Origin of the sequence: Meiothermus cerbereus, assembly GCF_051297115.1 — a bacterium.
Taxonomy (GTDB): Bacteria; Deinococcota; Deinococci; order Deinococcales; family Thermaceae; genus Meiothermus; species Meiothermus cerbereus_A.
In genome coordinates this window covers 18,871-44,468 of record NZ_JBEVAL010000021.1, presented here as the reverse complement: position 1 = coordinate 44,468, position 25,598 = coordinate 18,871, and the positions used below count along the sequence as shown (strand labels likewise).

30 protein-coding genes are annotated in these 25,598 nt (G+C 59.9%); 11 read left to right on the top strand and 19 right to left on the bottom strand.

All coding sequences use genetic code 11. The features are described 5' to 3' along the window. The first annotated feature begins 213 nt into the window (after positions 1-213). Positions 214-948 carry a YebC/PmpR family DNA-binding transcriptional regulator gene (locus tag ABWU19_RS06400; protein ID WP_435900888.1) on the top strand — a complete coding sequence of 245 codons (735 nt, stop codon included), beginning with the start codon at positions 214-216 and terminating at the stop codon, positions 946-948. Between the two features lie 177 nt (positions 949-1,125). Continuing rightward, the gene (gene cysE / locus ABWU19_RS06395) at positions 1,126-1,674 is read left to right on the top strand and encodes a serine O-acetyltransferase (protein WP_435900887.1); all 549 of its coding nucleotides are present in this window, start codon (positions 1,126-1,128) and stop codon (positions 1,672-1,674) included. An 11-nt stretch (positions 1,675-1,685) separates the two neighbouring features. Here the strand turns inward: cysE and queA are convergent, their stop codons facing one another. From queA to ABWU19_RS06380, 3 genes are all read right to left on the bottom strand, one after another. Beyond that, positions 1,686-2,696, bottom strand: a complete 1,011-nt coding sequence (gene queA, locus ABWU19_RS06390; protein WP_435900886.1) for a tRNA preQ1(34) S-adenosylmethionine ribosyltransferase-isomerase QueA — start codon at positions 2,694-2,696, stop codon at positions 1,686-1,688. A 90-nt stretch (positions 2,697-2,786) separates the two neighbouring features. After that, positions 2,787-3,362, bottom strand: a complete 576-nt coding sequence (locus ABWU19_RS06385; RefSeq protein WP_435900885.1) for an NYN domain-containing protein — start codon at positions 3,360-3,362, stop codon at positions 2,787-2,789. Between the two features lie 103 nt (positions 3,363-3,465). Continuing rightward, positions 3,466-4,146 (bottom strand): hypothetical protein, encoded by a 681-nt coding sequence (locus ABWU19_RS06380; protein ID WP_435900884.1) that lies wholly within the window; start codon positions 4,144-4,146, stop codon positions 3,466-3,468. 114 nt (positions 4,147-4,260) lie between these two features. On the opposite strand from ABWU19_RS06380, the gene ABWU19_RS06375 reads away from it, so the two are divergent. From ABWU19_RS06375 to acpP, 7 genes are all read left to right on the top strand, one after another. Continuing rightward, positions 4,261-5,757, top strand: a complete 1,497-nt coding sequence (locus ABWU19_RS06375) for a tetratricopeptide repeat protein (protein WP_435900883.1) — start codon at positions 4,261-4,263, stop codon at positions 5,755-5,757. A 176-nt stretch (positions 5,758-5,933) separates the two neighbouring features. Next, positions 5,934-6,695: an SAM hydrolase/SAM-dependent halogenase family protein gene (locus ABWU19_RS06370; protein WP_435900882.1), complete on the top strand. Its 762-nt coding sequence runs from the start codon at positions 5,934-5,936 to the stop codon at positions 6,693-6,695. An 89-nt stretch (positions 6,696-6,784) separates the two neighbouring features. After that, positions 6,785-6,976, top strand: coding sequence for a 50S ribosomal protein L32 (gene rpmF, locus ABWU19_RS06365; protein ID WP_435900881.1), 192 nt, complete (start codon positions 6,785-6,787; stop codon positions 6,974-6,976). A 293-nt stretch (positions 6,977-7,269) separates the two neighbouring features. After that, entirely contained in the window at positions 7,270-8,247 is a 978-nt protein-coding gene (locus ABWU19_RS06360) for a beta-ketoacyl-ACP synthase III (protein WP_435900880.1), read from the top strand. Between the two features lie 155 nt (positions 8,248-8,402). Beyond that, on the top strand, positions 8,403-9,323 hold the full coding sequence (gene fabD / locus ABWU19_RS06355) for an ACP S-malonyltransferase (protein ID WP_435900879.1): 921 nt from the start codon (positions 8,403-8,405) through the stop codon (positions 9,321-9,323). Positions 9,324-9,337: 14 nt separating this feature from the next. After that, complete coding sequence (gene fabG / locus ABWU19_RS06350) at positions 9,338-10,075, top strand: 3-oxoacyl-[acyl-carrier-protein] reductase (protein ID WP_435900878.1); 738 nt, start codon at positions 9,338-9,340, stop codon at positions 10,073-10,075. Between the two features lie 68 nt (positions 10,076-10,143). After that, a complete protein-coding gene (acpP, locus tag ABWU19_RS06345; protein WP_027876426.1) occupies positions 10,144-10,377 on the top strand; it encodes an acyl carrier protein in 234 nt (77 codons plus the stop codon). A gap of 319 nt (positions 10,378-10,696) precedes the next feature. Here acpP and ABWU19_RS06340 read toward each other — a convergent pair whose 3' ends face one another. From ABWU19_RS06340 to ABWU19_RS06325, 4 genes are all read right to left on the bottom strand, one after another. Further along, positions 10,697-10,924 (bottom strand): cold-shock protein, encoded by a 228-nt coding sequence (locus tag ABWU19_RS06340; RefSeq protein WP_027876425.1) that lies wholly within the window; start codon positions 10,922-10,924, stop codon positions 10,697-10,699. Positions 10,925-11,262: 338 nt separating this feature from the next. After that, positions 11,263-12,102 carry an ABC transporter substrate-binding protein gene (locus ABWU19_RS06335; protein ID WP_435900877.1) on the bottom strand — a complete coding sequence of 280 codons (840 nt, stop codon included), beginning with the start codon at positions 12,100-12,102 and terminating at the stop codon, positions 11,263-11,265. Positions 12,103-12,299: 197 nt separating this feature from the next. Next, positions 12,300-12,647: a type II toxin-antitoxin system PemK/MazF family toxin gene (locus ABWU19_RS06330; protein ID WP_435900876.1), complete on the bottom strand. Its 348-nt coding sequence runs from the start codon at positions 12,645-12,647 to the stop codon at positions 12,300-12,302. Continuing rightward, on the bottom strand, positions 12,641-12,877 hold the full coding sequence (locus tag ABWU19_RS06325) for a hypothetical protein (protein ID WP_435900875.1): 237 nt from the start codon (positions 12,875-12,877) through the stop codon (positions 12,641-12,643). The genes ABWU19_RS06330 and ABWU19_RS06325 overlap by 7 nt, the downstream gene beginning before the upstream one ends. An 88-nt stretch (positions 12,878-12,965) precedes the next feature. Here ABWU19_RS06325 and lepA point away from each other — a divergent pair, with 88 nt between their 5' ends. Next, positions 12,966-14,765, top strand: coding sequence for a translation elongation factor 4 (gene lepA / locus ABWU19_RS06320; RefSeq protein WP_435900874.1), 1,800 nt, complete (start codon positions 12,966-12,968; stop codon positions 14,763-14,765). Here lepA and ABWU19_RS06315 read toward each other — a convergent pair. The 10 genes from ABWU19_RS06315 to ABWU19_RS06270 all read right to left on the bottom strand — a co-directional run bounded on the left by ABWU19_RS06315 (position 14,762) and on the right by ABWU19_RS06270 (position 23,723). Then, positions 14,762-15,583, bottom strand: coding sequence for a PilW family protein (locus tag ABWU19_RS06315; RefSeq protein WP_435900873.1), 822 nt, complete (start codon positions 15,581-15,583; stop codon positions 14,762-14,764). The genes lepA and ABWU19_RS06315 overlap by 4 nt on opposite strands. Positions 15,584-15,590: 7 nt before the next feature. Further along, a complete protein-coding gene (locus tag ABWU19_RS06310) occupies positions 15,591-15,965 on the bottom strand; it encodes a type IV pilus modification PilV family protein (protein ID WP_435900872.1) in 375 nt (124 codons plus the stop codon). Then, on the bottom strand, positions 15,955-16,410 hold the full coding sequence (locus ABWU19_RS06305) for a pilus assembly FimT family protein (protein WP_435900871.1): 456 nt from the start codon (positions 16,408-16,410) through the stop codon (positions 15,955-15,957). The genes ABWU19_RS06310 and ABWU19_RS06305 overlap by 11 nt, the downstream gene beginning before the upstream one ends. Then, positions 16,407-18,458, bottom strand: coding sequence for a pilus assembly PilX N-terminal domain-containing protein (locus ABWU19_RS06300; protein WP_435900870.1), 2,052 nt, complete (start codon positions 18,456-18,458; stop codon positions 16,407-16,409). Before ABWU19_RS06300 ends, ABWU19_RS06305 begins: the two co-directional genes overlap by 4 nt. 202 nt (positions 18,459-18,660) lie before the next feature. Then, on the bottom strand, positions 18,661-19,245 hold the full coding sequence (locus tag ABWU19_RS06295) for a response regulator (RefSeq protein ID WP_435900869.1): 585 nt from the start codon (positions 19,243-19,245) through the stop codon (positions 18,661-18,663). A gap of 52 nt (positions 19,246-19,297) precedes the next feature. After that, positions 19,298-20,287, bottom strand: coding sequence for a sensor histidine kinase (locus ABWU19_RS06290; RefSeq protein ID WP_435900868.1), 990 nt, complete (start codon positions 20,285-20,287; stop codon positions 19,298-19,300). Positions 20,288-20,350: 63 nt separating this feature from the next. Further along, a complete protein-coding gene (locus ABWU19_RS06285; protein WP_435900867.1) occupies positions 20,351-22,087 on the bottom strand; it encodes a pilus assembly PilX family protein in 1,737 nt (578 codons plus the stop codon). Continuing rightward, positions 22,087-22,764, bottom strand: a complete 678-nt coding sequence (locus tag ABWU19_RS06280) for a PulJ/GspJ family protein (protein ID WP_435900866.1) — start codon at positions 22,762-22,764, stop codon at positions 22,087-22,089. The genes ABWU19_RS06285 and ABWU19_RS06280 overlap by 1 nt, the downstream gene beginning before the upstream one ends. A 9-nt stretch (positions 22,765-22,773) precedes the next feature. Further along, positions 22,774-23,208, bottom strand: a complete 435-nt coding sequence (locus tag ABWU19_RS06275; RefSeq protein WP_435900865.1) for a type II secretion system protein — start codon at positions 23,206-23,208, stop codon at positions 22,774-22,776. Between the two features lie 8 nt (positions 23,209-23,216). Then, positions 23,217-23,723 carry a GspH/FimT family pseudopilin gene (locus tag ABWU19_RS06270; RefSeq protein WP_435900864.1) on the bottom strand — a complete coding sequence of 169 codons (507 nt, stop codon included), beginning with the start codon at positions 23,721-23,723 and terminating at the stop codon, positions 23,217-23,219. Between the two features lie 318 nt (positions 23,724-24,041). Here ABWU19_RS06270 and ABWU19_RS06265 point away from each other — a divergent pair, with 318 nt between their 5' ends. Further along, positions 24,042-24,815, top strand: coding sequence for a tRNA (adenine-N1)-methyltransferase (locus ABWU19_RS06265; protein ID WP_435900863.1), 774 nt, complete (start codon positions 24,042-24,044; stop codon positions 24,813-24,815). A 67-nt stretch (positions 24,816-24,882) separates the two neighbouring features. Here the strand turns inward: ABWU19_RS06265 and ABWU19_RS06260 are convergent, their stop codons facing one another. Beyond that, positions 24,883-25,164, bottom strand: coding sequence for a DUF2442 domain-containing protein (locus ABWU19_RS06260; RefSeq protein ID WP_435900862.1), 282 nt, complete (start codon positions 25,162-25,164; stop codon positions 24,883-24,885). Next, entirely contained in the window at positions 25,145-25,261 is a 117-nt protein-coding gene (locus tag ABWU19_RS06255) for a hypothetical protein (RefSeq protein ID WP_435900889.1), read from the bottom strand. Before ABWU19_RS06255 ends, ABWU19_RS06260 begins: the two co-directional genes overlap by 20 nt. Between the last annotated feature and the right edge of the window lie 337 nt (positions 25,262-25,598).

Genomic DNA, 25,598 nt, shown 5'->3' with positions numbered 1-25,598 from the left:
GGCGTGTAGGGCTATGGCTTTGCTTGGCATGAGTTATTATCTACATAGATTTGGTATAAGTCCAACCTTTATCGCACTCTAGGAGCCCTACTTGCGGTTGGCCCCCTTTGGGCACAGCGCAGCCTCGTTTGTAAAACCAAAATCCCGCCCCCCAGACCATCGAGCGCCCTTTCTGGGTTATTGTTACTCACGTATACTAAAGAACGGTGATTTATGGCTGGCCATAGCAAATGGGCTCAAATTAAGCGCAAAAAAGCCGCGAACGACCTAAAAAAGGGAAAGATTGTCAGCAAATACCTGCGTCTGATTGCAGCCGCGGCCAGAGCTGGCGGTAGCGCAGACCCAGCCGCAAACGTCAACCTGCGCAACCTGATCGAAGCTGCCAGGGACGCAGACGTTCCCAGCGACAACATCGAGCGCCTCTTGAAACGCCTGGCCGGTGGTGATGACGAGGGCAGCCACTACGAAGAGGTGGTCTACGAAGGTTATGCGCCGGGTGGGGTAGCCATCATCGTGCAGGCCCTTTCCGACAACCGCAACCGCACGGCCTCCGAGGTACGACATGTATTCAACAAGCATGGGGGGAGCCTGGGGGCTACTGGGTCGGTCTCGTGGCAGTTTGACCGGCGGGGTTACATCTGGATTGAACCCAACACCGAGGCCGCTCAAGAAGCCGCCATCGAGGCCGGGGCGCTGGACTTCCAGGAGAGCGAAGAAGGCCTGGAAATCTATACCGACCCCCACGAGGTCTACGCCGTAGCCAACGCCCTCAAGGCCAAAGGCTTCAAACCCGAGGATACCGAAATCACCATGGTGCCACAAAACACCATGCGCCTGAGCCAGGAGGAAGCCGAAAAAGTGCTCCGGATGGTAGAAGCCTTAGAAGAGCTCGAGGATGTGCAAAACGTGTACACCAACCTGAACCTCGACAACGTTTCTATAGCTTGAGGGTTGCCAAATGGCTGAATAAAAAAACGCTTTGGGTGGGGCCATAAAACACCTTTTGCTGTCTGCCCTGGCGAAAAATAGGCTACCGGCTCACAGCTTTATTGCTGCAGGTGAGTTAATCTTGGCCTATTTGGAAGCCACCCTTGGTGTGTATAAGGTCGGCTGTGGGTTCAAGCTATGCTGCGGGTTATCGAACGCTTTAGAGAAGATATACAGGCCGTGCTCGAGAGAGACCCGGCATCTAGAGGAGCCCTCGAGGCCATTCTTTTTAGCCCCGGGATGCATGCTTTGTGGATGCACCGGCTCAACCATTGGCTCTGGCGGGCCAATTTCAAGCTGCTGGCACGCATTCTGGCCCACTTCACCCGCCTGCTGACGGGGGTGGAGATTCACCCTGGGGCCCGCATTGGCCGCCGGGTGGTCATAGACCACGGGATGGGCATCGTGATTGGCGAAACCGCCGAGATAGGCGACGATGTGCTGATGTACCACGGGGTGACCCTGGGGGGTACGGGCTTCACCCGCGAGAAGCGCCACCCCACCATTGGCAACCGGGTGTTGCTGGGGGCACATGCGGTGGTTCTGGGGCCGATTGTGGTAGGAGACGATGCCAAAGTGGGCGCAGGGGCCGTGGTGACCAAGCCCGTACCTCCCGGCGCCACCGCCATCGGCAATCCCGCGCAGATTGTCGTGCGGGAGAGGCCGCTCGAGCCCGTCGAAGTCTAGTTTTGTTGCCCCTACAGAATCAGCATGGCATCGCCCAGGCTATAAAACCGGTACCGCTCCGCCACGGCGGTCTGGTAGGCCCGCTGCATAAGCGAGTGTCCCATAAAGGCCGAGACCAGCATCAGCAGGGTGGATTTGGGCAGGTGAAAGTTGGTGATGAGGGCATCTACCACGTGGTACTGGAACCCAGGGCGAATAAAAAGCTGGGTTTCGCCCTGGCCTGCTTGAAGCTGGGTTCCGTTCCAGGCGGTCTCGAGCGTCCGCACCACGGTAGTCCCCACCGCAATCACCCGCCGTCCCTCGGCTTTAGCGCGGTTTATGGCTGTAGCTGTTTCGGGCGAAACTTCGTATGGTTCCAGGTGCATCACATGCTTGTCGGGGTCGTCGTGGACGGGCTTGAAGGTGCCGGGGCCTACGTGCAGGGTGACGTAGTGAATCTCCACCCCCAGCCCTCGGATCTTGTTCATCAGCTCGGGGGTGAAGTGTAGCCCTGCGGTGGGCGCAGCCACCGAGCCGGGGGTTTTGGCGTACACGGTCTGGTAGCGGGCGGGGTCTACCGAGGCATGAATATAGGGCGGAAGAGGGGTTTTTCCGATGTGTTCCAGGTGTTCCCACACATTGCCGGAAAAACGCAGCAAGCGGGTTCCGTCTTCTTCAACCGCCTCCACGGTGGCGGTAAGGCCATCGGCAAAGGTCAGCCTGGAGCCCACCCTGGCCCGTTTGGCGGGCTTGAGCAGGGCCTCCCAAAGCCCTTGGCCAGCAGCGACTTCCCGCACCAGCAGGACCTCGAGCGCCGTCCCGTGGGGGTTGGTGGCAAAGGTGCGGGCCGGAATGACCTTGCTCTCGTTGAGCACCAGCACGTCGCCCGCCCGAAGGTACTGGGGCAGGTCGCGGAAGATGCGGTGCTCAATTTCACCCCTCTTGCGGTCAACCACCATCAGGCGCGACGCATCCCGGGGTTCGGCGCCGCTCTGGGCAATGAGTTCGGGGGGTAGGTGGTAGTCAAAGTCCTCGAGGTTCATAGGATTGATCTAGGGGCGGGCCGGCTTCAGGTGGTTTGGCTCTCGAGCTTGAGCAAGCCTGTCAGGCGGCGAGCATCTCCTTAAGGCTTGTCACTCCGTTCGCGGTATCAAGGTTCGTTCCCGTTCTTTGCTGGGCACGAAGGCATTCTCGATTTCGGGCAGGTGGATAAAGCGGTCTACCGCGTCTATCAGCTTCTGCGAGGTGGTCTCCTTGAAGGCGATGACCTCTACCCGGATGCCGCGCTCCATCAGCACCTCCACGATGTCCACAAAGTCGCCGTCGCCGCTGCCCAGCACCACCACGTCCAGGGTGTGCATCAGCCGCACCATGTCGGCGGCGATGCCCATGTCCCAGTTGCCCTCGTAGATGGGTTTGCCCTCGTCGGTGGTTTCCTTGAGGGTCAGGTTCATCCGCCGCACCCGGAAGCCAATGGTGGAGAGCTTGTAGATGAAGGGCCAGGCCGAGGTGTCGTGCTCACGCTCGACCACATACGCCGTGGCCCGTACCAGCTGGCGGTTGCCGATGGCAAAGCGCATCAGGCTTTCAAAGTTGACGTTCTGTCCGTAGTAGTCGCGGGCCGAGTGGTAGAGGTTTTGGGTATCCACAAACAGGCCTACGCGCTGCTGGGGGCTCCAACCGGGGATACGGCCAAAAGGGTCGTTCATAAAAGCTCCTTTTGAAAGTCGGGTTTAAAAACCTGGGCTAATCGCCCAGTGAATTGTATCAAACCCACCACGCAGGGTGTGTACACCCGGTTGGCCTGGCTCCTCAGCGCAAAGCGGCCAGTTCCCGGCGGGCCCGCTCGAGGTCGTAACGGTCGGCGCTGGTTTTAGGGGCAAGGGCCAGGGCTGCTTCGTACTGCTTGCGGGCCTCCTCTTTCTTACCCTGGGCGGCCAGCACCCCGGCCAGCTCTACTTTGTGGATGATGGCCTGGGGCTCGAGCTGAATGGCTTCGTTGAATAGCGGCATAATCTGGTTGCCGTTGGCCCCATACAGCCAGCCCACGTTCTTGGAAATGAGTGAATGATGCCAAAGGGCCAGCGCCACCTTGGCCCCGGCATGGCGGGGGTTCAGGCGCAGGGTCTTGTCCAGGTTCTCCCTGATGCTGCTGGCCAGCCCCAGGCTCTCCAGAATGCCCCGGTACTGCGAAAGGCGACCCTGGGCCCGGGCCAGTTCAAAATAAGCCTCAGCGTTGTTGGCATCGGCTTGAATCGCACGGCGGGCAGCAGACTCGGCCCGGCCAAACCAGTCGGCTTTTTCGCTGTCCTTGGCCTGATAACCCGCAAAGTAGCTGGCGGCTTTGGCGGCCAGGACAAAGCCTTCGGCGCTGCCCAGTCGTAATCCTGCCTCGTAGGCTTCCTGAAACTTTCCGTCATCCAGCAATTTGTCAACCGCTGCAACATTCTGGGACAAACCCATGGAAAGCAACAACGCCAGTCCCAGTAGCATATTCCTCACAGATTCCTCCTTTTAACGGCTCATGAACCAGCACGAAGCCGCATGGATTTTACCGGATGTGCATCTGCGGGCAACAACCCCGAACGGGCATGTTACACTACCCCCATGATAGCGTTACGAGCGGTTCCTTTTGCCGTGGGAATCGCCTTATTTGCTTTCACGGCCAGCGCCCAACTTGGCGCTGAAGGCTATTATGCCCAGTGCAAGGCCCTCTACGACCAGGGCGTGCGCGATAGTGCCCGGGCCACCTGCCAGCTGGCGCTGGTAGCCAACCCCAACCACCTGCCCAGCATCAAATTGCTCGGGCGCATTTACCTGGAGGAAAACAACCTTGGCGCAGCCCAGCCCTTCCTCCAGCAAATGAAGCAGCTCGAGCCGCAAGATCCCGAGGTAGCCCTGTTAGAATCCCGTTATCTGCTATTGCTGGGCCGACCTTCCGAGGCGCTACAGCGTCTGCCCAGGGGCCTGAACACCGAAGCGGTGCTTTTACGGGCGCAGATTAACGAAGCGCTGGGCCGCTACGAGGAGGCCTATGCCACCTACCGGCGGATAACCGCCTCGGAAGAGGCCCGCCTGGGCGCAGCCCGCTTAGCAGAGCGGCTGGGACGGCCTCAGGAGGCCCTGGGCATACTGGGCAACAGCCCCAAAGAGCAGCTCGTAAAAGCCCGTTTGATGTGGCTTTCGGGGGAAACCCGCGCCGCGGCGGAGGCCCTCGAGGAGGTTCTGCCTCGCCTGGGGCCTTTGGAGGGGGACTACACCCGAACCCTGGGCTTGCTGGCAATGGTCTACTACGGTCTGGGAGAGTTTGATAAAGGTGCGCTGGTCTTGCGTCAGCTCTCCTCAAGGATGAGCCTGCCCAGCAGCCTATTAAGCAAGGTCTGGCCCTGGTTGCTGGTATTTTTGCTTTATCTGGCACTTTTGCTGTACGGCGAGAGCCGCATTGAGCCCATGCGTACTGTAGAGATGGGCAATGAGCGGCGCTTTGGGCCTGGCTCCCTCCACCTGTGGCTAATACTGGCCCTTGTTTTAGCAGGCCTGGCCAGTGTGGGAATCGGACAGGTGCTTTACCAGAACTTACTGGCCGCATTTACCCCCTTCCAGGGCCAGGTTGTGCGTCCGGTTTTTTATTTCTTGCTGGGGGCTTTTGCCCTGCTGATTGCCTATCAGATGGTGGGGCAGGAAGGCATGGTGCGGGCACTGGGGCCAAGGTCGAGCTGGGTTGAAGGCACGTGGGCGGGGCTGGTCTTGCTGGCCTTACTGGGCTTGTATTCCTACCTTGCCAAGCCCCTGGGCCTGAGCGGGCTTGGCACCATGTACCCCATCTTTTTTGGACTGGCTTTGCTCGAGGTGGTCATCCGGGGGGTGGGTCATCCGATTTTTAAGGAGCGCTACAAGGAGCTAAGCGCCTTTATGGTTCCGCTGCTGTTTGCTCTGGCAATCCCTGGGCCTACAGTTTTCCTCCTGGCGACAAGTCTCTTTCTGGGGTGGCTGTATATGCGTACAAAGGGTGCTTTGGCTGGAGCTACAGCCTGGGTACTGGCTGGGTTGATTCTGGCGCTGGTGGCCAATATGCCTTTTGTACGAACGTTGCTGGTTGGCTGACCCTGCTGTACCCAAAGAATCGCTGCGCGAGCAAGCATCTGTGCTGCACCTTCCCGCCAAGCGCACAAAAGGTTCCGGGGCAGGGTTCGCGCTGTTGATGGCAGCAGCACCCATACCCTGTAGACACTTATAGCGCAGGCTGTGCAGCAATCTCTTTTTGTATAGACTGCTTACAGATGCAGGAAATCTTCTTCCTTTCCGACTTTGGCCTGGCCGATCCCTACGCTGCGGTAGTCAAGGCGGTCATGCGGCAAATCGCGCCAGGGGTGATGATTCATGACCTGGCCCACAACCTTCCTCCCGGCGACCTCAACCGCGCCAGCTACATTTTGTACGAATCGGTACCTTATTTGCCGCGGCAATCGGTGGTGCTGGCAGTGGTAGACCCTGGGGTGGGCTCGAGCCGCCGGGCCGTGCTGGTAATTGGACAACGGCTTTGTTATGTGGCCCCGGATAATGGCCTGCTCACCCTGGCCTATTTGCAAGACCCACCCCGAAAAGCGTACCTGCTCGAGAACCCTACTTACCATCTGCCCCGAAAATCGGCCACCTTCCACGGACGCGATGTGTTTGGGCCCGTCGCCGCCCACCTGGCATCGGGGGTCGAACCCGCCCACTTTGGCCCCGAGCTGCCGGTTTCCGAGCTAGTACGCCTGCCCATTCACCTGAACTTTGGCACCCACGGCGAGATTCTGACCTTCGACCGCTTCGGCAATGCCATTACCACCCTGCTGGCCACTCCCGCTCAGATACGCGGCAAGACCGTACGTATCCGCTACCATCGCATTCCGGTAGCCTCCCATTATGCCGAGGTTCCGGTGGGAAGCGCTTTGGCCTATGTGGGCAGCGCCGGACTGCTGGAGGTTGCCATACACCTGGGCAATGCCCACGAGCAGCTTGGCTTGAAGCAGGGCGACCGGGTAGAGCTTTTGGGTTGACCTTTTGGCCTTCAGCCTGTAGATTGGAGAACGGTTTGCTGAGCACAACCCCAGCGAGGGGTTGATATTCCAAAAGGAAGTGACCCAAGATGGCCAAGCACCCCGTACCTAAGAAAAAAGTATCCAAGTCCCGTCGGGACATCCGCCGGGCTGCCGTTTCCACCCTTACGGCCCCCACCCTCACCAAGTGCGCCAACTGTGGGGCCATGATCCCGCCCCACATCGTCTGCGATAGCTGCGGCTATTATGCCGGAAAGAAAATACTGGAAGTCAAGGCCTGAGCCTTGCTTCTCCTCACCCCAGACCGACAGGGCTTGTCGTCTGGGGTTGTCTTTTTTGGGCGGGGGTTATATGAGCCCCAAGGACTGACATCTGAACTTGGTTCAAGCTGCATTCAGGCACAAGGGGGCGTTGGGGGTGTTATCTTTGTTGAAGTGCCCTATATTTTTGGGCAACTTTAGAGTGGTCTTCAGGGAGGATGGTACAATCCCGAGCATAACAAGTGCTGTTCGAGGCTTATTTTTGCCGCTGGGAGCAGTGGTAAAAATAGCGAAGACCGCGATAGGAGGCAAAGTTGAATATCGGTATCCTTGCCCTTGGCACCTACGCCCCCGCGCGCGTGATGACCAACCACGACTTCGAAAAGATCCTGGACACATCCGACGAGTGGATTGTCAGCCGCACCGGCATCCGCGAGCGGCGCCTGGCCGCCGAGGGGGAGTTCACTTCGCATCTGGCCTTTAAAGCGGTCGAAGACCTGATTCGCCGCCACGGCCAAGCTGCCCTGGACGGGGTAGATCTGGTGATTGTAGCCACAAATACCCCCGATGCCCTTTTTCCTGCCACGGCAGCGCTGGTACAAAACCACTTCGGTCTGAAAGCTGGCGCTTACGACCTGCTGGCAGGCTGCCCCGGGTGGGGCTATGCCATCGCACAGGCCCACGCCATGGTGCATAGTGGCCTGGCCCGCAAGGTGTTGACCATTGGCGCCGAGACCCTATCTAAAATCCTCGACTACACCGACCGTTCAACCGCGGTGCTGTTTGGTGATGGGGCTGGGGCAGCGGTAATCGGGCCGGTACCGGAGGGCTATGGCTTCAAGTCGTTTGTGCTGGGGGCTGACGGCTCTGGCGGTAAGGAGCTCATGCTGCGCTGCATCGCCGACAAGCTGCCCGATGGCAGCCCCATGAGCCAGCGTGCCTACATGAATGGGCGGGAGGTCTTCAAGTTTGCGGTGCGGGTCATGAACACCGCGACCCTCGAGGCCATCGAAAAAGCGGGCCTCAAGCCCGAAGACATCAAGTACCTGATCCCCCACCAGGCCAATGCCCGCATCATCGAAGCCGCCCGCGAACGCCTGGGGCTGCCCCCCGAGCAGGTCTGGGTCAATGTAGACCGTTATGGCAACACCTCCACGGCCTCCATGCCCATTGCGCTGCGGGAAGCCCTGGATGCAGGGAAAATCCACAACGGCGACCATATCCTCTTTGTTACTTTTGGCGCTGGACTTACCTGGGCAGCCAGCGTGATGACCTGGTGGCAGCCGGATTAAGGCAGCAAGCAGCCAGGCACAAACAGGTACAGCTGAGAACCCCGTCTGAAGCTTTCGGTTTAGTTCAGGTCAAAACCAACCGCCATTGCTTCAGCAAAACGAATCAAGCAGATTGCTTATGATGAGCAAAACCCTGTGATACTGGAGGCGATTGGATGATTGCAGCTTTGTTCCCCGGACAGGGGTCGCAAGAAATTGGTATGGGCAAAGCGCTGTACGAAGGCTCGAGGGCGGCTCGCGAGGCCCTCGAGCGGGCCGAGGCCGCCCTGCCGGGCCTGCTCCAGCTAATGTGGGAAGGTCCCGAAGAAGAGCTCAAGCTCACCGCCAATCAGCAGCCGGCCCTGCTGGCTGTGGGCTATGCGGCCTTCCAGGCCTATTTAGAAGCGGGCGGGCCACTCCCCAGCTTTGCAGCAGGGCACAGCCTGGGCGAGTGGACGGCCCATGTGGCCGCCGAAACCCTCCGCTTAGAGGATGGTCTGCGCCTGGTGCGCAAACGCGGCCTGTACATGCAGGAAGCCGTGCCGGTGGGGGCAGGGGCCATGGCAGCCGTCCTGAAGGTTCCGGCCCAGACCATCCAGGAGCTCCTCGCCGGTATTGCCGGGGTCGAAGTAGCCAACTACAACTCCCCCGAACAGACGGTCATCTCTGGTACTGCTGTGGGGGTGGCCCAGGCCACCGAGGTGCTGAAAAGCCACAAAGCCCGGGTCATTCCATTGGCGGTTTCGGCTCCCTTTCATTCCTCGCTGATGCAACCAGCACGGGAGCGACTGCGCGCCGACCTTGCCCAGGTTGAGCTGCACCCCCCCCGTTTTCCGGTATACTCCAACGTGCTGGCCCAGCCCGAAGCCCGCCCTTCCATGATCCGGGAGTTGCTTCTGGAGCAAATTACCCATGCGGTGCGCTGGGTAGAAATTTTGCAGCACCTGAAGGAAAAAGGCGTAAAGACCTACCTCGAGTTCGGCTCGGGGCGGGTACTGACCGGCCTGGTAGGGCGAACACTGGAGGGGGTCGAGGCCCGCGCCCTTACCAACCCCCAGGAGATTGCCGAGAGCCTGGGTAGGGTGGCACAGGGCTAAAGTCTGGAGGAAGCATGCGGAAAGCACTGGTAACGGGTTCTTCGAGGGGAATTGGCAGGGCCATCGCGCTGGAGCTGGCCCGGCGGGGCTATGCGCTGGCTGTACATTATGCCGGTAACCAGGCTGCCGCCGAGGCGACCGCCGCCGAGGCCCAGGCCCTGGGTGCAAGCCAGGTGGTGGTTCTGGGGGCCGATCTGAGCAGCCCACAGGCCGCCCAACAGCTGGTGGCCGAGGCCAGCAAAGCCCTGGGGGGGCTCGAGGTTCTGGTCAACAACGCAGGCGTCACCCGCGATACCCTTTTGATTCGCATGAAGGACGAAGACTGGGATACGGTGCTCGCCACCAACCTGAGCGCCATCTTCCACACCACCCGCGAGGCCATCAAAATCATGATGCGGGCCAAGTGGGGCCGGGTCATCAACATCAGCAGCGTGGTGGGCATTCTGGGCAACCCGGGCCAGGCCAACTACGTGGCAGCCAAGGCGGGCTTAATTGGCTTTACCAAATCGGTTGCTAAAGAGTACGCCACCCGCGGCATCACCGTAAATGCGGTAGCGCCAGGGTTTATCGAGTCGGACATGACCGCCAAACTGCCCGAGAACATAGTGGCCGAGTACCTCAAGCAGATTCCAGCGGGGCGCCTGGGCAAACCCGAGGAGGTCGCCAAGGCGGTAGCTTTTCTGGCCTCCGACGACGCAGCCTACATCAACGGGCAAACCCTGTGCGTGGATGGGGGCATGACCCCACACTGAATCAAGCGGGTTTTGATGTGGTAGAATCCCGCACGGTAGAGCAAACCCTGACCTATGGAGGTTGAAATATGGCAATCCTGGACGATGTAAGAGAAGTGATCGTAGACAAACTAGGCGTTGATGCCGACAAAGTAGTACCCGAAGCCCGCTTTATCGAAGACCTGGGCGCCGACAGCCTGGATACCGTAGAGCTGATCATGGGCCTGGAGGACAAGTTTGGCCTGGAAATCTCCGATGAAGAGGCAGAAAAGATTCGCACCGTGCAGGATGCAATCAACTTCATCCAAAGCAAGCAAGCCTGAAACTGCTCTTTTTCACCAGCCTGGTAATCTCAAAGCACCCGCCCCGCGGGTGCTTTTTTATCGTACTATTCACAGACGTTGCCTCCCATCCGGGAGGCAACTGTGCTGTGCAGGACAAAGCAGTCAAGCTGTGCTACCGGATTCAAAATGATAATCTTCAAACAAAAAACGTCGAAAGGCCATCTTTTTGAACCCTAGAGCGCACCCCTCGCTGCGCTCGGCGAAAACAGCGTATCCCTTCGGTCGGGTTAGTTCGTCACCGAACGGTAACGAACTAACCGAATCTGGTATGAGCAGCTCCGTATCTGTAAAGAGCGTTCTAAAAGCGCTTGGCTGCTTCTACCACATTGACATTGGCAGCCTGAGGGCCTTTACCGTTCTTACCCGGCTCGATTTCGAAGGTAACCACATCGCCTTCATTCAGGGTGCGAAAGCCACGGGACTGGATGGCGCTGTAGTGTACAAATACGTCCGGCTCCCCTTCTTCACGCTGAATAAAGCCATAGCCCTTCTCTGCATTGAACCACTTCACTTTGCCTTTTTGCATACTGCTCCTTATCACGGGCAACCCTGCAACAAGCGTAACCCGGCCCAGGACCAAGGCGCTGAACTACCCAAACATCATCTGACCACCGCCAGCTATGGTAAAAACCAGCCATAGCCAAACCGTGGACGAAACAGCATGGGCCACCTCAGAAAACTCCCAGACGCCTCAAGATAGCACCATCAGGCGATTCGTGTCTAGCTTATCGCCAATCCTGGCGGCAAAATGGCCCCCACAACAAAAAAACACCCTCCGAAAACGGCGGGTGTTTACCTATCTCAGATCGGCACATCCCAACCCCAGCCTATGGGGTTGTTAAAGCCCCGCTAAAAACCTGCTCGCTAGGGCTGCCAGACCGGCACGGTGGTGGGATCAATGCCCCATGCCTTGGCCAGGTAGGTCTGGGAAAGCTTTTTGAGGGTACCGTCCTTTTCCAGCGCTTCCAAAATCTTGTCTACCTGGGCCCGGTTGGGGTTGCCCTTAGAAAAAAGCGCCCCGTAGTTTTCACCGGTTCTGAACTGGCCCACCACGACCAAAGCCCCACCCGACTTGGCCGCTTCCGAGAGTACGATGGAGGTATCAATGATAAAAGCATCTATCTGTCCGGCCCGAAGGGCAGTGAAGCCAGATGCGACATCGGGGAAGACCCGGGTCAGGTTCTGGGGATGCTTGAGGGTATCGCTCAGGAACTTGGCTGCCGTGGTGGCCTGTTGAATGCCCAGGCGGGCCGTCTTGAGGCTGGCCGGCGAGTTGTATTTGGCCTTATCGGCAGCACGCACCAGCACCCCGATATCCGAGGAGAAATAGGGCCTCGAGAAGTCCACCACTTTTTTGCGGGCCTCGGTTATGGTGATTTGCGAGAGGGCAAAATCGAAGTTGCGGGTCTGGCCGGCAATCAGGGCATCCCAGGCCACGTTCTGCACCACCACTTTGTCCAGCCCGGCGCGGTGGGCAATGTTGGCAGCCAGGCAGTACTCGAAGCCGTCTTTGATGGTGGCGGGGCTGTCACCGTTCCAGAAACCCGGCCCCGGCAGGTTGGTCTGCACCGTCAGCTGGCCCGCAATGACCGGGCGGATGGGAAACTGGCCTTTGGGGCCGGTTACCTCACAGTTGCCAATTTTGCTCTGGGCCATCCCCAACGAGGCCAGCACCACCAAACCCAAAACCCAGATTCGTTTCATGGAAACCTCCCTACTGCTGCATTTGAACGTTGTCCTCAACATTACTGAACCCCAAGGAGGGTGTCAACGGAGGACGCCCTTTGACATCACCAACCTATCGCACTCTTCACAGACGTTGACTCCCATCCGGGAGGCAACTGTACTGTGCAGAACAAAGCAATCCAGCTGCGAGCGCTTCAATAATTGTGAAGAGCGCTCTAAAGCGAGAGTAGGTACCGCAGGCCTTCGTCTACCTGGGACATGACCCCATGTGGTACTGGGCCCACGTAGCCCTCGAGGTCGTTTTTGTCGAGGGTATATAGCTGCGAGACGTTGATGACCGAGTCGCGCTCCAGGCCTGAGTCGCTCGAGGCCAGAAAGACATTTCCTGGGGCCTGACGCAAGGCCAGGTTGGAGGTGATGGCCGCCACGATGGTGGTGACCAGGCGGCTTTGGTTGGCGGTGTCCCGCTGGACTACCAGCACCGGACGGCGCAAACCTGGCCTCGAGCCCTTCGGCTCGCCTAGGTCGGCCCACCAGATCTGGCCTCGCCGAACCTCTACCACTCGCTGGCCTCGAGGCGGCGCTTGATGGCCTGCCGCAGGGCCGGGTCGAGCTGGCTGTCCACCTTCTCGTATACGCGGTTGAAGGCTTCGATCTCGGCCTGTTCGCCGTGTGCGCGCAAGAAGTGCTCGAGGGCTCTGGTATACAGTTCGCTGCGCGAAATGCGCAGGCGCTTGGCCAGCTTCTCGGCCTCCTGGAAGGTCTTGTCCGGCAGCGAAATGGCCGTCTTCATGGGAAGAGTATAACTTGGTTATACCCCATACTCAAGCGCCCGCAGCAATTACAGACTTTCCTGCGGCATCGGCTACAATAGGTAGGCTGTGCAGGAACGGATTCGAAATTTCTCCATCATCGCGCACGTAGACCACGGCAAGTCTACGCTGGCGGATCGCATTCTCCAGATGACCAAAGCGGTCTCGGAGCGGGAGATGCGCGAGCAGTTTTTAGACTCGCTGGAGCTCGAGCGTGAGCGCGGCATCACCATCAAGGCCAGCGCGGTGCGGCTTTTTTACCAGAGCAAGTCGGGCCAAACCTACATCTTCAACCTGATCGATACCCCCGGCCACGTGGACTTTGGCTACGAGGTGAGCCGGGCCCTGGCGGCGGTGGAGGGGGTCTTGTTGGTGGTAGACGCCTCGCAAGGGGTAGAGGCCCAGACCATCGCCAACTTCTACCTGGCCATGGAGCACGAGCACACCATTATCCCGGTGATTAACAAGATCGACCTGCCCGGTGCCCAGCCCCTCGAGGTGGCCCTGGAAGTGGAGGAGGTACTGGGCATTCCTGCCGATGAGTGCGTGTTCGCCTCCGGCAAGACCGGGCAGGGGGTAGACGAGATCCTCGAGGCCATCGTGGCCCGCATCCCAGCCCCCAAGGGCCGCCCCGAAAACCCCACCCAGGCCCTCATCTTCGATTCCATATTCGATGCCTATCAGGGGGTGATCCCCTATGTGCGGGTGATGGACGGCAGCATCCAGCCCGGCGACACCATCCGCATCTGGTCTACCGGCAAGGAGTTTGAAGTGGACAAGGTGGGGGTCTTCCGACCGGGTGCCCTGGAACCCGTAACCCAGCTCGGCCCCGGTGAGGTGGGCTGGATTACCGCCTCCATCCGCGAAATCGGCGACGCCCAGGTAGGCGACACCATCACCTTAGCCAAAAACCCCTGCCAGGCCCCCTATCCGGGCTTCCAACCGGCCAAGCCGGTGGTGTTTGCTGGCCTCTACCCCACCGACACCCAGGACTACAACCGGCTGCGCGAGGCCCTGGAAAAACTCAAGCTCAACGACGCCGCGCTTTCCTTTGAGCCGGAGACCTCGGAGGCCCTGGGCTTCGGTTTCCGCTGCGGCTTCTTGGGGCTTTTGCACGCCGAGATCGTGCAGGAACGGCTCGAGCGCGAGTTCAACCTCGACCTCATCTCCACCGCCCCCAGCGTGATTTACCGGGTCAAGCTCACCAGCGGCTCTGAGCTCGAGATTCACAACCCTTCAGAGTTGCCCAACCCCGACAAAATCGAGGCTATCTACGAGCCCTACGTCAAGCTCACCGTCTATACCCCCGAGGAATACGTAGGCTCCATCATGCAGCTCTTGCAGGAAAAGCGCGGCAAGATGGGCAACATGCACTACATCGGCAAGCGGGTGGAGCTGGTGTATGAAGTGCCCTTTGGCGAAATCCTCTACGACTTCCACGACCGCCTGAAGTCCATCAGCCGGGGCTACGCCTCCATGGACTATGAGCAGATGGGTTACCAGGAAGGCGAGCTGGTCAAGGTGAGCATCCTGGTCAACGAAGAACCGGTAGACGCGCTGGCCTTCATCGCCCACAAGGACAAGGCTTATGGCATCGGGCGCGAAATTGTGGACAAGCTGGCCGAGGTCATCCCCCGCCAGCAGTTTGCGGTGCCCATCCAGGCCGCCATCGGCGGCAAGATTATCGCTCGAGCCACCGTCAAGGCCCTGCGTAAAGACGTGCTGGCCAAGTGCTACGGGGGCGACATCACCCGCAAGAAAAAGCTCTTGGAAAAGCAAAAAGAGGGCAAAAAGCGCATGAAGGCCATCGGCAAGGTGGACGTGCCGCAGGAAGCTTTCCTGGCGGTGCTGTCGGCAGGGCGCGACTAGTTCGGGCTTATTTCGGTGAGCCGCTGGGGCAGGTTGCGGGGGGCCACTTCGAAACGCAGGGGGTTGGCGGGCACGCGGGAGTCGCGCCCGCCCTGTCTTATTTCACCTTGCAGCGAAAAACGCACCCGCCCTGCGCTGTGTTCAGCCCGAAGGGGCAGCGGGGCGGTGCTAGGACAAGGGACCAGGGTAGCCAGGCCCCCCTCGTCGAAACCCAGGCAGTCGGGGTAGCTGACCACAAAACCACCCGGCTGCACGTAGTCGGCCAGCAGGTTGCCGCTGCTGTCTGGAATGGTGGTGGGGATGGTGGCCGGCAGTCCGTTGGGCAGGCGGTTGCCACCCACCGTCAGGTTGCGCTCGTAGATGTACAGCAGCCACTTGTTGTTGTTGGCGGGGTCGGGGCCGGGGTTCTCGGCTCCGGTAGCCCGCGACACCACCCAGCCCCGGTTGAGGGGGTAGATCATCACAAACTTCACCACCTCCACCCCCCCCTCCATCCGGGGGGGCTGGAGCAGGGCAATGGCGGGATCCTGGCCAATTTGCCAGGTGTTCGTGCCATTCCGCGGATTTCGCACTGTATAACCGTTCGCACTGCCAATGCTGAGGGTTGTGCCGGGGGGATAAATAAACGCGGCTGTGGAGAGGTAATCGCTCACCAGATTACCCGCGTTGCGCAGGTCTTCGGTAAGAAGCTGGGCGTTTTGCACGAAGCGCAGGCTGTCGCTGCCGCTGCGAAGCCCGGCGGCAATCAGACCCAGGATCGCTACCCCAACAACGGCTGCGATCAGCATTTCGATGAGGGTGATGCCGGCTCTACGCATAAGGCCTCTACTGGGGCGGAAGGGCCACCTCGGTGGCAAAACGGTAAGGTCGGTCTTGGGGGCCGGTGAAACGCAGGGTAACCCGGCGCAAGACCACCTGGGTTCCGATGCGCTGGATGTTTTCCACCGCAACGGTGGGGCTGCTAAAGCCGCTGGGGGGGTTTACCGATGGGAGCACCGCCGCATTGTAGGTGGCTCTTGTGGACCAGCTGGCCCGCAGGTTGTCGAAGTAGCTGCGGGCATAGGCCTGGGCCTGGGTGTCTATCTGGGCATTGCGGGTAAGCGAGAAGCTCGAGCCGAAGTAGGTCAGTATCAGAATGGTCAGGGAGAGGATGGCCAGCGCCACCATCACCTCTACAAAGGAGAATCCGCTACGGCGCACGCACCACCACCTTGCCGGTGCTGCCCACGATGTGCACCTCGAGCATACGGTTACCTGGCCCCCGCAGCCTAAAGGTACGGTTGGGCGCACTGACGACGCCGTAGGGGGCCGTAAAGGTAACTCTGCCCCCACCAGAGGGAACACTCTGAAAGACCACGCCCTGAGGCAGCGACTTGTCGGCCAGAGAGGCTAGATCACTGCTACGACCAACCTTGTAGGCAGGACTGTTGGCACTGGCCTGAAAGGAAAAGTCGAGCGACTGTCGCCGGGCTTGCTGGCGGATGCTCAGTAACTCGGTGGCCACCTGGGTAGCCGCCTCGCGGAGGGCCAGGCTCTCTTGGTAGGAGCGCAGCGAGACAAAACCCACCCCCAGCAGAATGCCCAGCACTGCAAGCACGATCAGAAGCTCCAGCAGGCTGATGCCCTTTGGCGAAGGTCTCTTCACTGGCCCACCACTTCCCATATACCCCTTCTAAGCTGGGCCTGCTGCCCTCCGGGAAGCCGCGGGCGCAGGCGGTTGTCGTGGTAGATGATTAGACCTGCGGAACCATCTCCGGAGCCCGGCACTAAGATGCCAGTGTCGGCAGCAACCAGTGCCCCCCGCAGATCCCAGCGCCCGTTTAGCTTGGGATATTTGCGCTGGGCAAGAGCAAAAATGGCGTTGGCCGAGTAGAGCAGCCCGTCGGTACGCAGGGCGCCGGTACCTCGAGCGTTCATAAAACTGGCCCAGAGGTTTTTGAGGGTGGCGTTGTTGAAGGTACTGGAGGTCACCTCGTAACGGGCGGCGCGGGCCAGTATGCTGCTGGCCTGGGTGGCCGTGAGGGTGGTGGCACTCAACTCCGTATCGCCCTGGCAAAAGGAGACTCGAGCCCCTGCCGTAATGGTGCTGTAGCGTCCGTAGTCTTGCGGCTGGTGGCTACAGCCCGGAGCAAAATAGACCAGATCCTCACCAAAGGTGTAGAAACGAGGTCGGTACGTGTTATCACGCAGGTAGCGTTGAAGCTCCCGGCGGTTAAAGTTGGCGATCTCGGTGAGGGCCAGGTTGGGCCGTGGGCGCACAGAACAGGCGCGGTTACTGGGGTTGGTTCGACAAAAGCTCAGGGTGGGCTGGTTGTAGCTAACGCTGAGCAGATCCTCAGGCGTGAGCTCATCCACGTCGCTTTGAATGGTCATATAGTCGCCCACCACAACGTTCCCGACTGCAATCAGGTGGAGCTGGGGCAGGCGGCTGGGGCTGCTGTAGTCGCAGGCGGCCAGGGTGCTTCCGGTGCCACAATCGTAGGTCAGGTCGCCCATCACGTAGAGGTTGTTACGGGCCAGGATGGTTCCATTGCCGCGAACGCGTCCCCGGATCACCACGTCCCCATTAATAAAAACCGTACCACTCAGGCTGATGGGCGTAACCGAGCCATCCAGAATCACATTACTCGGACTCTGGCCCAGATCGGCTGAGGTCTGGGTCTGTACCGAGCTGCCGCCAGGCCAGGCAATGCTGCCCGAAGGGTTGATGCGCATGGCGGCGGTGATGGAGCCTGGGCTGTAGCTCTCGTGGGTTCCGGCCAGGCTCGAGCTCACCTCAGCACTCCACTCGGCATCTTCAATGAGTCGGTTGTTGTTGGTATCGGCGATGGGCAAGGGGAAGCGATCCGGCAGTTCACCATCGGGGAAACGGTTGCCAAAGGCCGAGAGGTTGCTGCTGTCTGGGTAGTTGTAGTACAGGTTCTGCGGGGTGGTGCAGTTGCTGGGAATCGAGCAGTCGGCGGGGGTGGCGCTGATCGGGGCGGTGGAGCGTATGCGGGTATCGCCGGGGTTCATGGTGGTGCGGTAGCGGTTGGAGGGGCCAATGGTGCCGCTGTATTGCTGGCTAATGGTGCCTCGAGTTACCAGCGAGCCGTGTACCACCCCGGCCTCTTCGTTGTCGCGCATGATCAGGCTTTCCAGCACCCCCACCTTGACCCGCCGCCACCAGGTGCTGGGGTCACTGGTGGGGTTACCCCGCAAAGCGTCCAGGCTTTTTATGTCCAGGTGGCAGAAAATGCACTCGGCGTTGTTGGTCAGGAGGGCGTAGTCGAAAGGGAAGAAGGCCCGCTCCACCCGGAAAACCTGCCGCAGGCGCCGGGTGGTTCCATCGGCCAGGGTGCCGGTGGAGGTGAGGGTGAGCACGATGGCATCGGGGTCGGTGCTGGTATCGTCCTGGCGCGAGACCTGAACCACAAAGCTGGAGCCATCTCCCAGGCTTTGCGGCTCGCCAAACAGGCTGGCCAGGGTGATGCCGTTGGTCAGGCCCATGCGGTTGAGTTCCGCGGCATAGGCGCTTACGCTGGGAGAGGCCGCACTGGCCAGCACCTGGTGCCACAACCGCGCCACGGCCCGCTCGAGGCCCGCCTCGGCGGCGAACTGGGCCTGCGAGGTGCGCAGGGCATCCTGGGCATTGCGGCGGTTGGAGAGCGAGGTAAGCGTGGCAATACTAACCAGAATAATGACGATGAACATAAATACCAGGGTGGATACTAACGCGATTCCCTTCTTGCTTGGCATGGAATACCCCCCACTAACAGACCTGCTCGATTGATGCGAAGTAGGCTTGTATTATAGCCCCTAATCAAGGACAGGACATACCCTAAACGCTCCGGTGGCCAACTGGCTTTCCTTCCACCACCGCTAGCAATAGAAAAGGTCCGGAGCAAATGCGGCCCTATGCACTCAACAGGCCCAGGCTGCGGGCCCGCTCGAGGGCCTCGACGCGGTTGCGGGCCTCGAGCTTCTCGTATATCCGCACCAGGTGATCCTTAACTGTCTCGGGGGAAATATGCAGATGGCGGGCGATCTCTTTGGTGGAGAGCCCTTGGGCCATCCACTGCAACACTTCCTGCTCGCGGGTGGTGAGTTTGGGCAACTCAGGAGCACGCAGGCGCGGCTCCAGTCCCTGGCTAAGCCGACGCAGGCGCTCGGCCAGGGCCTCGGGGGGCAGTTCTTTCGACCAGTAGGCATCGGCCCCGGCAAGGGCGGCCTGCTGCAGCAAAACCGGCTCGCCAAATGTCGTCAGTAAGGTAATAAGGCCCCTGTAGCGCTGCTCTCGCAACAGTCGCGCTGCGGTAATGCCGTCCATATGGGGCATTCGCACGTCCAGCACCACCCCATCCGGCAGCAGTTGCAGGCACAATTTCAAGGCCTCCTGGCCGTCGCCGGCCTCCCCCACTATCTCAAATCCCTCGCGCTCGAGGGCGGCCCGTAAGCCCATACGAAACAGGGGGTGGTCGTCGGCGATGAGGAGGCGCATTTCCTATACAACTATAGACCCTCTCGTCCCCAACCAGCATTAGTAAACCTGCTCATGACACCCGAATGCGCAGTCGGGTTCCTTGCCCCGGCAAAGCCAGGTTTTCCAACTGACCCCCATGCACCTCGGCCACCCGCCGGGCCACATACAGGCCCAGCCCAGCGCTGCCGGCCCGTACCCCCCGCAGGCGCTGGCTGCGGAAAGGCTGGGTGAGGGCTTCTAAGCTATCGGGCAGGCCCGGCCCATCGTCTTCGACCTCGAGCCAGCCATCTCCTGCCCGCAGCACCACTCGGCTTTTTGCATGACGCAGGGCGTTTTCGGTTAAGTTGGCTAAGGCCCGCTCAAGCAAGAGCCGCTCGGCACGGGCCTGTCCAGCACCCTCAATCTCTAAATGCAAGCCACGCCTTTGGGCTTGCTGGGCGTAGCGCAGGCGAAAGTCCTCCAGAATCGAGCGCAGGTTGAGGTTTTCGGGCTGGATGCGCTGGGCCTCGAGGCGGCTGGCCGTAAGCAGGTTCTCTACTAGCAGATAGCTCCGGTTCAATTCGTCCCGCAAGTTACGCAACATCTCCTTGCGCTTTTCCGGCCCAATTTTATCGGCTTCCTCGAGGTACTCCAGCGCCCGCAGGCTGGCCAGCAGGGGGGTCTTGAGGTCGTGGGTTAAAGCAGCGTAGGTGGCCTCGCGCGCCTCCAGCAGTTCCCGCAGGTGATCGAGCAGCTCCTCGAAGCCCTCACGAAGCTGCTCTATCTCGGCAGGGGGGCGTTGCTGGGGCGAAGGCAGGGAAAGCTCGGCCAGGGTACGGTCAGTGCCCCGCAAATAGTGCAGGCTACGGGTGAGTTCGTCCATAGGCCGTAGGAGGGTGTTGGCCAGCAAGTAGCCCACCCCCGCCGCAATCAGGGCCAGGACAAGCACCCAGACCAGCAAGAACAGCGAGGTTTCCAGCGACTGCCCCCGGGCCGAGGCCCAGAAGGTCAGCACGATTACCAGATTGGGAATAAAAGCCAGTAAACCAATGACCCAGGCCAGTTGGCGCTTGAGCGGCATGGTTTCAGTCTACTGACTTGCCTCATGGATGCTAAGCCTCCCTCCACCCATCCGAGCCCAGGGTTAGCGCCGTTCGTAGGACATAATCTTGAAGGAGGCAATGCCGGTGTCTTCGGGGATATGGACAGCTACCGGGAGGTTCCCCATGGTTGGAACGTAGGTCACGTTGGCCTTCTGGCCGGCACTGCATTCGTCATCATTATTGCCACCACCACTATTACCACCACCACCTCTATTACCACCACCACCACTATTACCACCGCCACCTGCGCTGGTGGTGCAGAACTCGTTGGATACCACTGTTCCCAGTGTATGCTGGTCTTTCCGGGTGCGGAAGCGGGTTCCAGCATAGAAGATGCCCATGGCGTTGTCGGTGAGCTGCTCGATGTTGTTCTGCGCCAGCAGACCCAACACCTGATCAGGGAAGGTGGCCGAGCTGGCATCAGGCAGAAGGTCGCCGCTCAGGGTTATGCTGCCCCCCTCCACAAATATCGAGGCGTTGCGCTTGGTGGGGTCGGTAAAGTCGAACGCGCGGTAGTTTACCGCATTGTTGAATCTTACGTTAATGCCGCTGGTATGTAAGGTTCCATAAATTTCCAGCGTACCCGGGTTGCCACCCGTGTAGCGGAAACCGCCGGTCTTGCCGTTCAGGGTATAGCGGCAGTCCACGCTGGTACTGCCAAAACGCAGTTCGCCGCTACTAAGCAGGTTACCCAACACGCATGACAGCGGGCTGGTTGGAATTGCGCCCACAGGGAAAAGCACTGCTGTACTGGTTATTCGGAGCCCTCGAGCCGCCGCCTCGTCGCGCACGCAGGCTGCCCAGGTCTTGCTGGGGTCGGTGGTGCAACGGGTGGTGTTGAACTCGGGAAATTTGGGGGCCAGGGCAGGGGGCAGGTCAAAGGCCCCCCGGTCATCGGTGCAAACACCCTTGTTATTCTCGCATACACCGGAAGTATTGCCGTAAATATCGTCGGCAGCATCACCCACATAAGCGCCCAGGAGCTTGTTGCTGGGTTTACCAAAGCTCGCACTACCCCCCACCTCTACCCGGCCATACTGCACCCGCAGGGTTGCACAGAGGTTGGAAAGGCTGCGCATGTCGCTGTTGAGTCGGTTGCCCAGCACAGCATCGGAGCTATAGTTATATTCGTTGAGCATTTCAAAATCGCCCCTGGAATCAATCACAATCCGGTTGGGGTCGCTGCTCCGACCCTGCACATACAGGCCCCCCCGAATGGTGGCACCCCCGTTGAGGTGCCTGTTGGCAGCCCCAGCTCCACTAAAGATGGCATAGTTCCAGGGCCCGGTGTTGGAGAGGTCGAAGGTGGCCTGGACTATAGCCTGGGAGCCATTAAAGCGGCCTACCGAACGCACCAGCATAAAGCGCGGACGGGTGGGATCCTGGGCTACGGTGATGGTGTAGGTGCCGGTGCTGGCACCCATTGGAACGGTTCCGGTACGGGTGGCAGGCAGGGTCTCGTTGCTTTCGATGGTTCCGTTGCGGTTCCAGTCCACCCCGCCCGCCAGCACGTTGCCACATTCACTGCGGCTGGGCGTGCGACTTTGCCCCGTGTTGCTCACAGTCTGGTAAAGCTGCCAGCGGTAGGCCTGGAACAGGCGGGTTTTCCACTGTTGCAGGCCGGTCTCGGCCACATAGTAGGCCTCGGTTGCGCCGCGCTCGTTGCGGGCGCTCCACTGACTGAGCATGGTGGTCACCGAGGTTGCAAAAGCCAGCAGCGCAACGGCTACCAGGATGGCCAACGTAACGACCAGGGCAATTCCTTGGGGTTGTCTCATCACAGCACCTCGTCGGTTTTCAGGTTACGGATTGGTACGCGCTGGGCAATGGTGTAGGTGTAGGTACCCTGGGGCGAGGCCGCCGTAACGGTAACCAGCGCGGCCCGCACAAAACGTTCGGTGGGGTTGAGCACCGCGGCACAGCCACTAGGCAGACCCACTTCGGTGGCTGCCGCATCCCCGCAGACATAGCGAATGTTGAGCTGGGTAATATTGGCAGCAAACTCGCGGTAGCTGCTGGCCGGAATGGCCCCAGTCGGAGCCAGGCTGCACGGCACATCCGCCCGCAAAAGGGTGGTTCCGTTGAAGGCATAGCCCACAACGCGGCACTCCTGACCGTTGGGATAAAGGCTGGTGTGGTAGCGGGTCACAAAGGTATCGCGCTCGCTGTTATCGGTACCGGTCAGGCAGGGGGTTCCGGGTGCACAGGAAACCCAATTGGCCTCATCAAAGCGCACCTCACTGCCCCGGATGAAGCGGCTCGAGCCTGCCAGAATCAAGTCCTGGCTCACCAGCTGCAAGACCAATCGGGCCCGGTCTTGCACCTCGTTGCGCTCCTGCACGATACGGGTATCCTGCGATTGGCTAGCCAGGAAGCGGGTCGCGATGGTCAGCACCCCAGTAAAAATGACCAGCACCACCAGTAGCTCGAGGATTGTAAAACCTTGGTTTCGCATAGCAGGCTCCTAGTTGGGACGGGGGCAGGGCTCGAGGCTACCCGCCCCGATGGCAGCGGTGCGCGAAGCAAAGCTGTCGTAACACGAAACCTTGGTCGTCAGATTGACCACAATGCCCTGACTGGCCGCGGAGGACTGAATCAGGATTTGCCCTTCGCCATCCAGGCCTTCGTCAATACCACTGTTGATGATGAAGCCGGTTCCAAAACAGCCGGCTTCGCTCCCGGTGGGGCAGCCATTGTAGTAGCGGGAAAAATTAGCCAGTACAACCCCCACCTGGTTCTCCAGAATTTGCGTGGCGGTATCCTTCACCTGGCTCACCACCCCCGCTCGAGCAGTAACACGGTAGTTGGTAGCTTGCGAGAACACCAGCACCCCAAAGGCCACCCCTATCACGGCCAGGGCTATCAGCAACTCCACTAAGGTAACGCCTCGGTTCTGCATAGCTGCTCCTATGGACAGGACGTGCGAATCTGGGCACGACCCTGTTGGTTGATGTTGACAAAGCGGCTATATGAGCCGATGGAAAGCTGCACGCTGCGGCTGGTGGCAAGCTGGTAGACCCCCCGCGCGTCGAAAACCACCTCGGCGCTGCTGGTAGCGGCTGCGTCAGCGTTAGTGCACTGCCGCAAGCTACCCTGTACCCGGCCCCACTCGCCGACCCCAAGCTGGGTACGGCTGATGACGGGGTCGCCGCTGTCCAGGCCGTTTTGGTCGGCGTCTTCTACTATTTCGTAGCGGTTAGCGCCAGGGCTGAAATCGAAGCGAATCCCCACCGGCACGTTGCGCCGAAGGGCCTCGAGGCGGGCCCGGGTTACGTCGGCGCTCAAAATCTGGGCGGCCTGGTTAACCCGCATCCGGTCGGAGCTAAACCACCCACCCCCCAGGGCAATCAGGATGCCCAGGATGGTGATCACTATGATCAGTTCAATCACGCTCATTCCGCACGCACGCTTCACAAGACCCCCTTATCCAAACACAGCCGGTGTCTGAGGGCTACCCGCCTCGTTCACAACACCACCCCCTGCCCACTACCTGCGGACAACTTACCGCTTTACTGGGGTTGTGCAAGTGACTTATAACCCAAAAACTGTGTCCAGAACAAGAAAAAAACGAATTTTGATTAACAGCAATCTGACGTCTGATAAGGCAAAGCTACATCCTGGATGGCTTTAGAAATTAACAAACCACCCCCCCAATTGGGGGATTCTGCGGGGCTACTGTAATAACGCCTCAGGTTTGACAAACACACCCATCCACCCGCTACCCTAAAGCTCATGACCTACGGCGACTGGGCCCTGCTGCAAGACCGGCGGGGCCGCACCTATTTGTTTCGCTTGCAGGAAGGCGCCACATTCAACTATCACCGGGGGTCTATCCGCCACGAGGCCATCGTGCAGGCCGGGGCCGGCCAGAAAATTGCCACCCCCCAGGGAGAGCTGTTTACCATCCACCGCCCCACCCTGGAAGACTACGTGCTCCACATGCCCCGCGAGGCCACCCCCACCTACCCCAAGGACGCCGCCACCATTTGCTTTCTGCTCGACCTGGCCCCGGGCATGCAGGTGCTGGAAGCGGGCTCGGGTTCGGGCGGCCTGACAATGTACCTGGCGCGGGCGGTGGGCCCAACCGGCCAGGTCTGGAGCTACGAGGCCCGCCTGCGGCACCTCGAGCGGGCCCGGCGCAACCTAGGCGCTTTTGAAGACTGGGGCAACGTCACCTGGGTTGAAGCCGACCTGGCCCAGGCCGAGCTGCCCCCAAGCACCTTTGACGGCATCGCGCTGGATTTGATGGAGCCCTGGACGGTGCTACATTCCATCACCCCGGCACTCAAGATAGACCGTTTTCTGGCCTGCTACCTGCCCAACCTCACCCAGGTCATCGCACTCTTGGAGCACCTCAAAGCCCAGAACCTGCCCTATCTGCTCGAGCGAATCCTGGAGGTACAGCAGCGCGAGTGGGACGTGCGTCCGCCCATCGCCCACCCTAAGTTTCAGCAGGTGGGGCATACGGCCTTTCTGGTGCAGCTCAGGCGGGTTGGGGAGAGCTAATGGCAAAGCTCAGCAGCGCAACCTAGACATGATCGGCTTGGTTTAGGCTTTCGGCAATAGCTTGGCTCTATCCCTGGTAGCGCGTGTTATGCCTTACGCTGTCGACCGAAGGCCTGCCTTCAAGAAGACCCGCAACGGAGATGTCTTCGTCGATTTTGGGCCAGTGAATGCCTTCTCCAGTGCCCAGCAACTCATACTCGGCGCGCTCTTGCGGGCTGGCTTTTGCTAGCCGCGGAAACCAAACGATAGGTACAGCCAAGCGGCGGCCGTCAGACAGTGTGACGATCAGTTCGTCCTCGGTACACTCGACAGCGCTAGCAAGAATAGGTTTAGCGGCCAATGAACTCATTCCACGCCTCCTCAAACGCTACCCTGTTTTCCTCTACAAGCCTAAGCAACTTCGAAAGCTCCTGCGCCGAAAAGCCACTGCTGCTCGCATAGGCCACAGGTTTAAGCCAGAACTTTGCCAAAGCGCGGTCTCGCTGAACTTTCTAGCTCGGAATGTCTAGGTGGCAACTTGAGTTATAGATATGGGCAGGCTCGTCATTCTGGTTGGCATAGAAGAAAAACCGATAAGGGCCCAGTCGCAAGACCGTAGGCACACATTTATGCGCATATCAATCGGGCTCCGCGGCGGGCTGCAAATGTACGGTCGATGAAAGGGCCCGCCGTATCTGCTCGAGCGCATCCTGGAGTTCAGCACCACAACTGGGACGTGCGCCCCCGTAGTATCGAGCTGTCAAACTTGTACTACATCACCAGATTTTATCAGATTCCACAGCA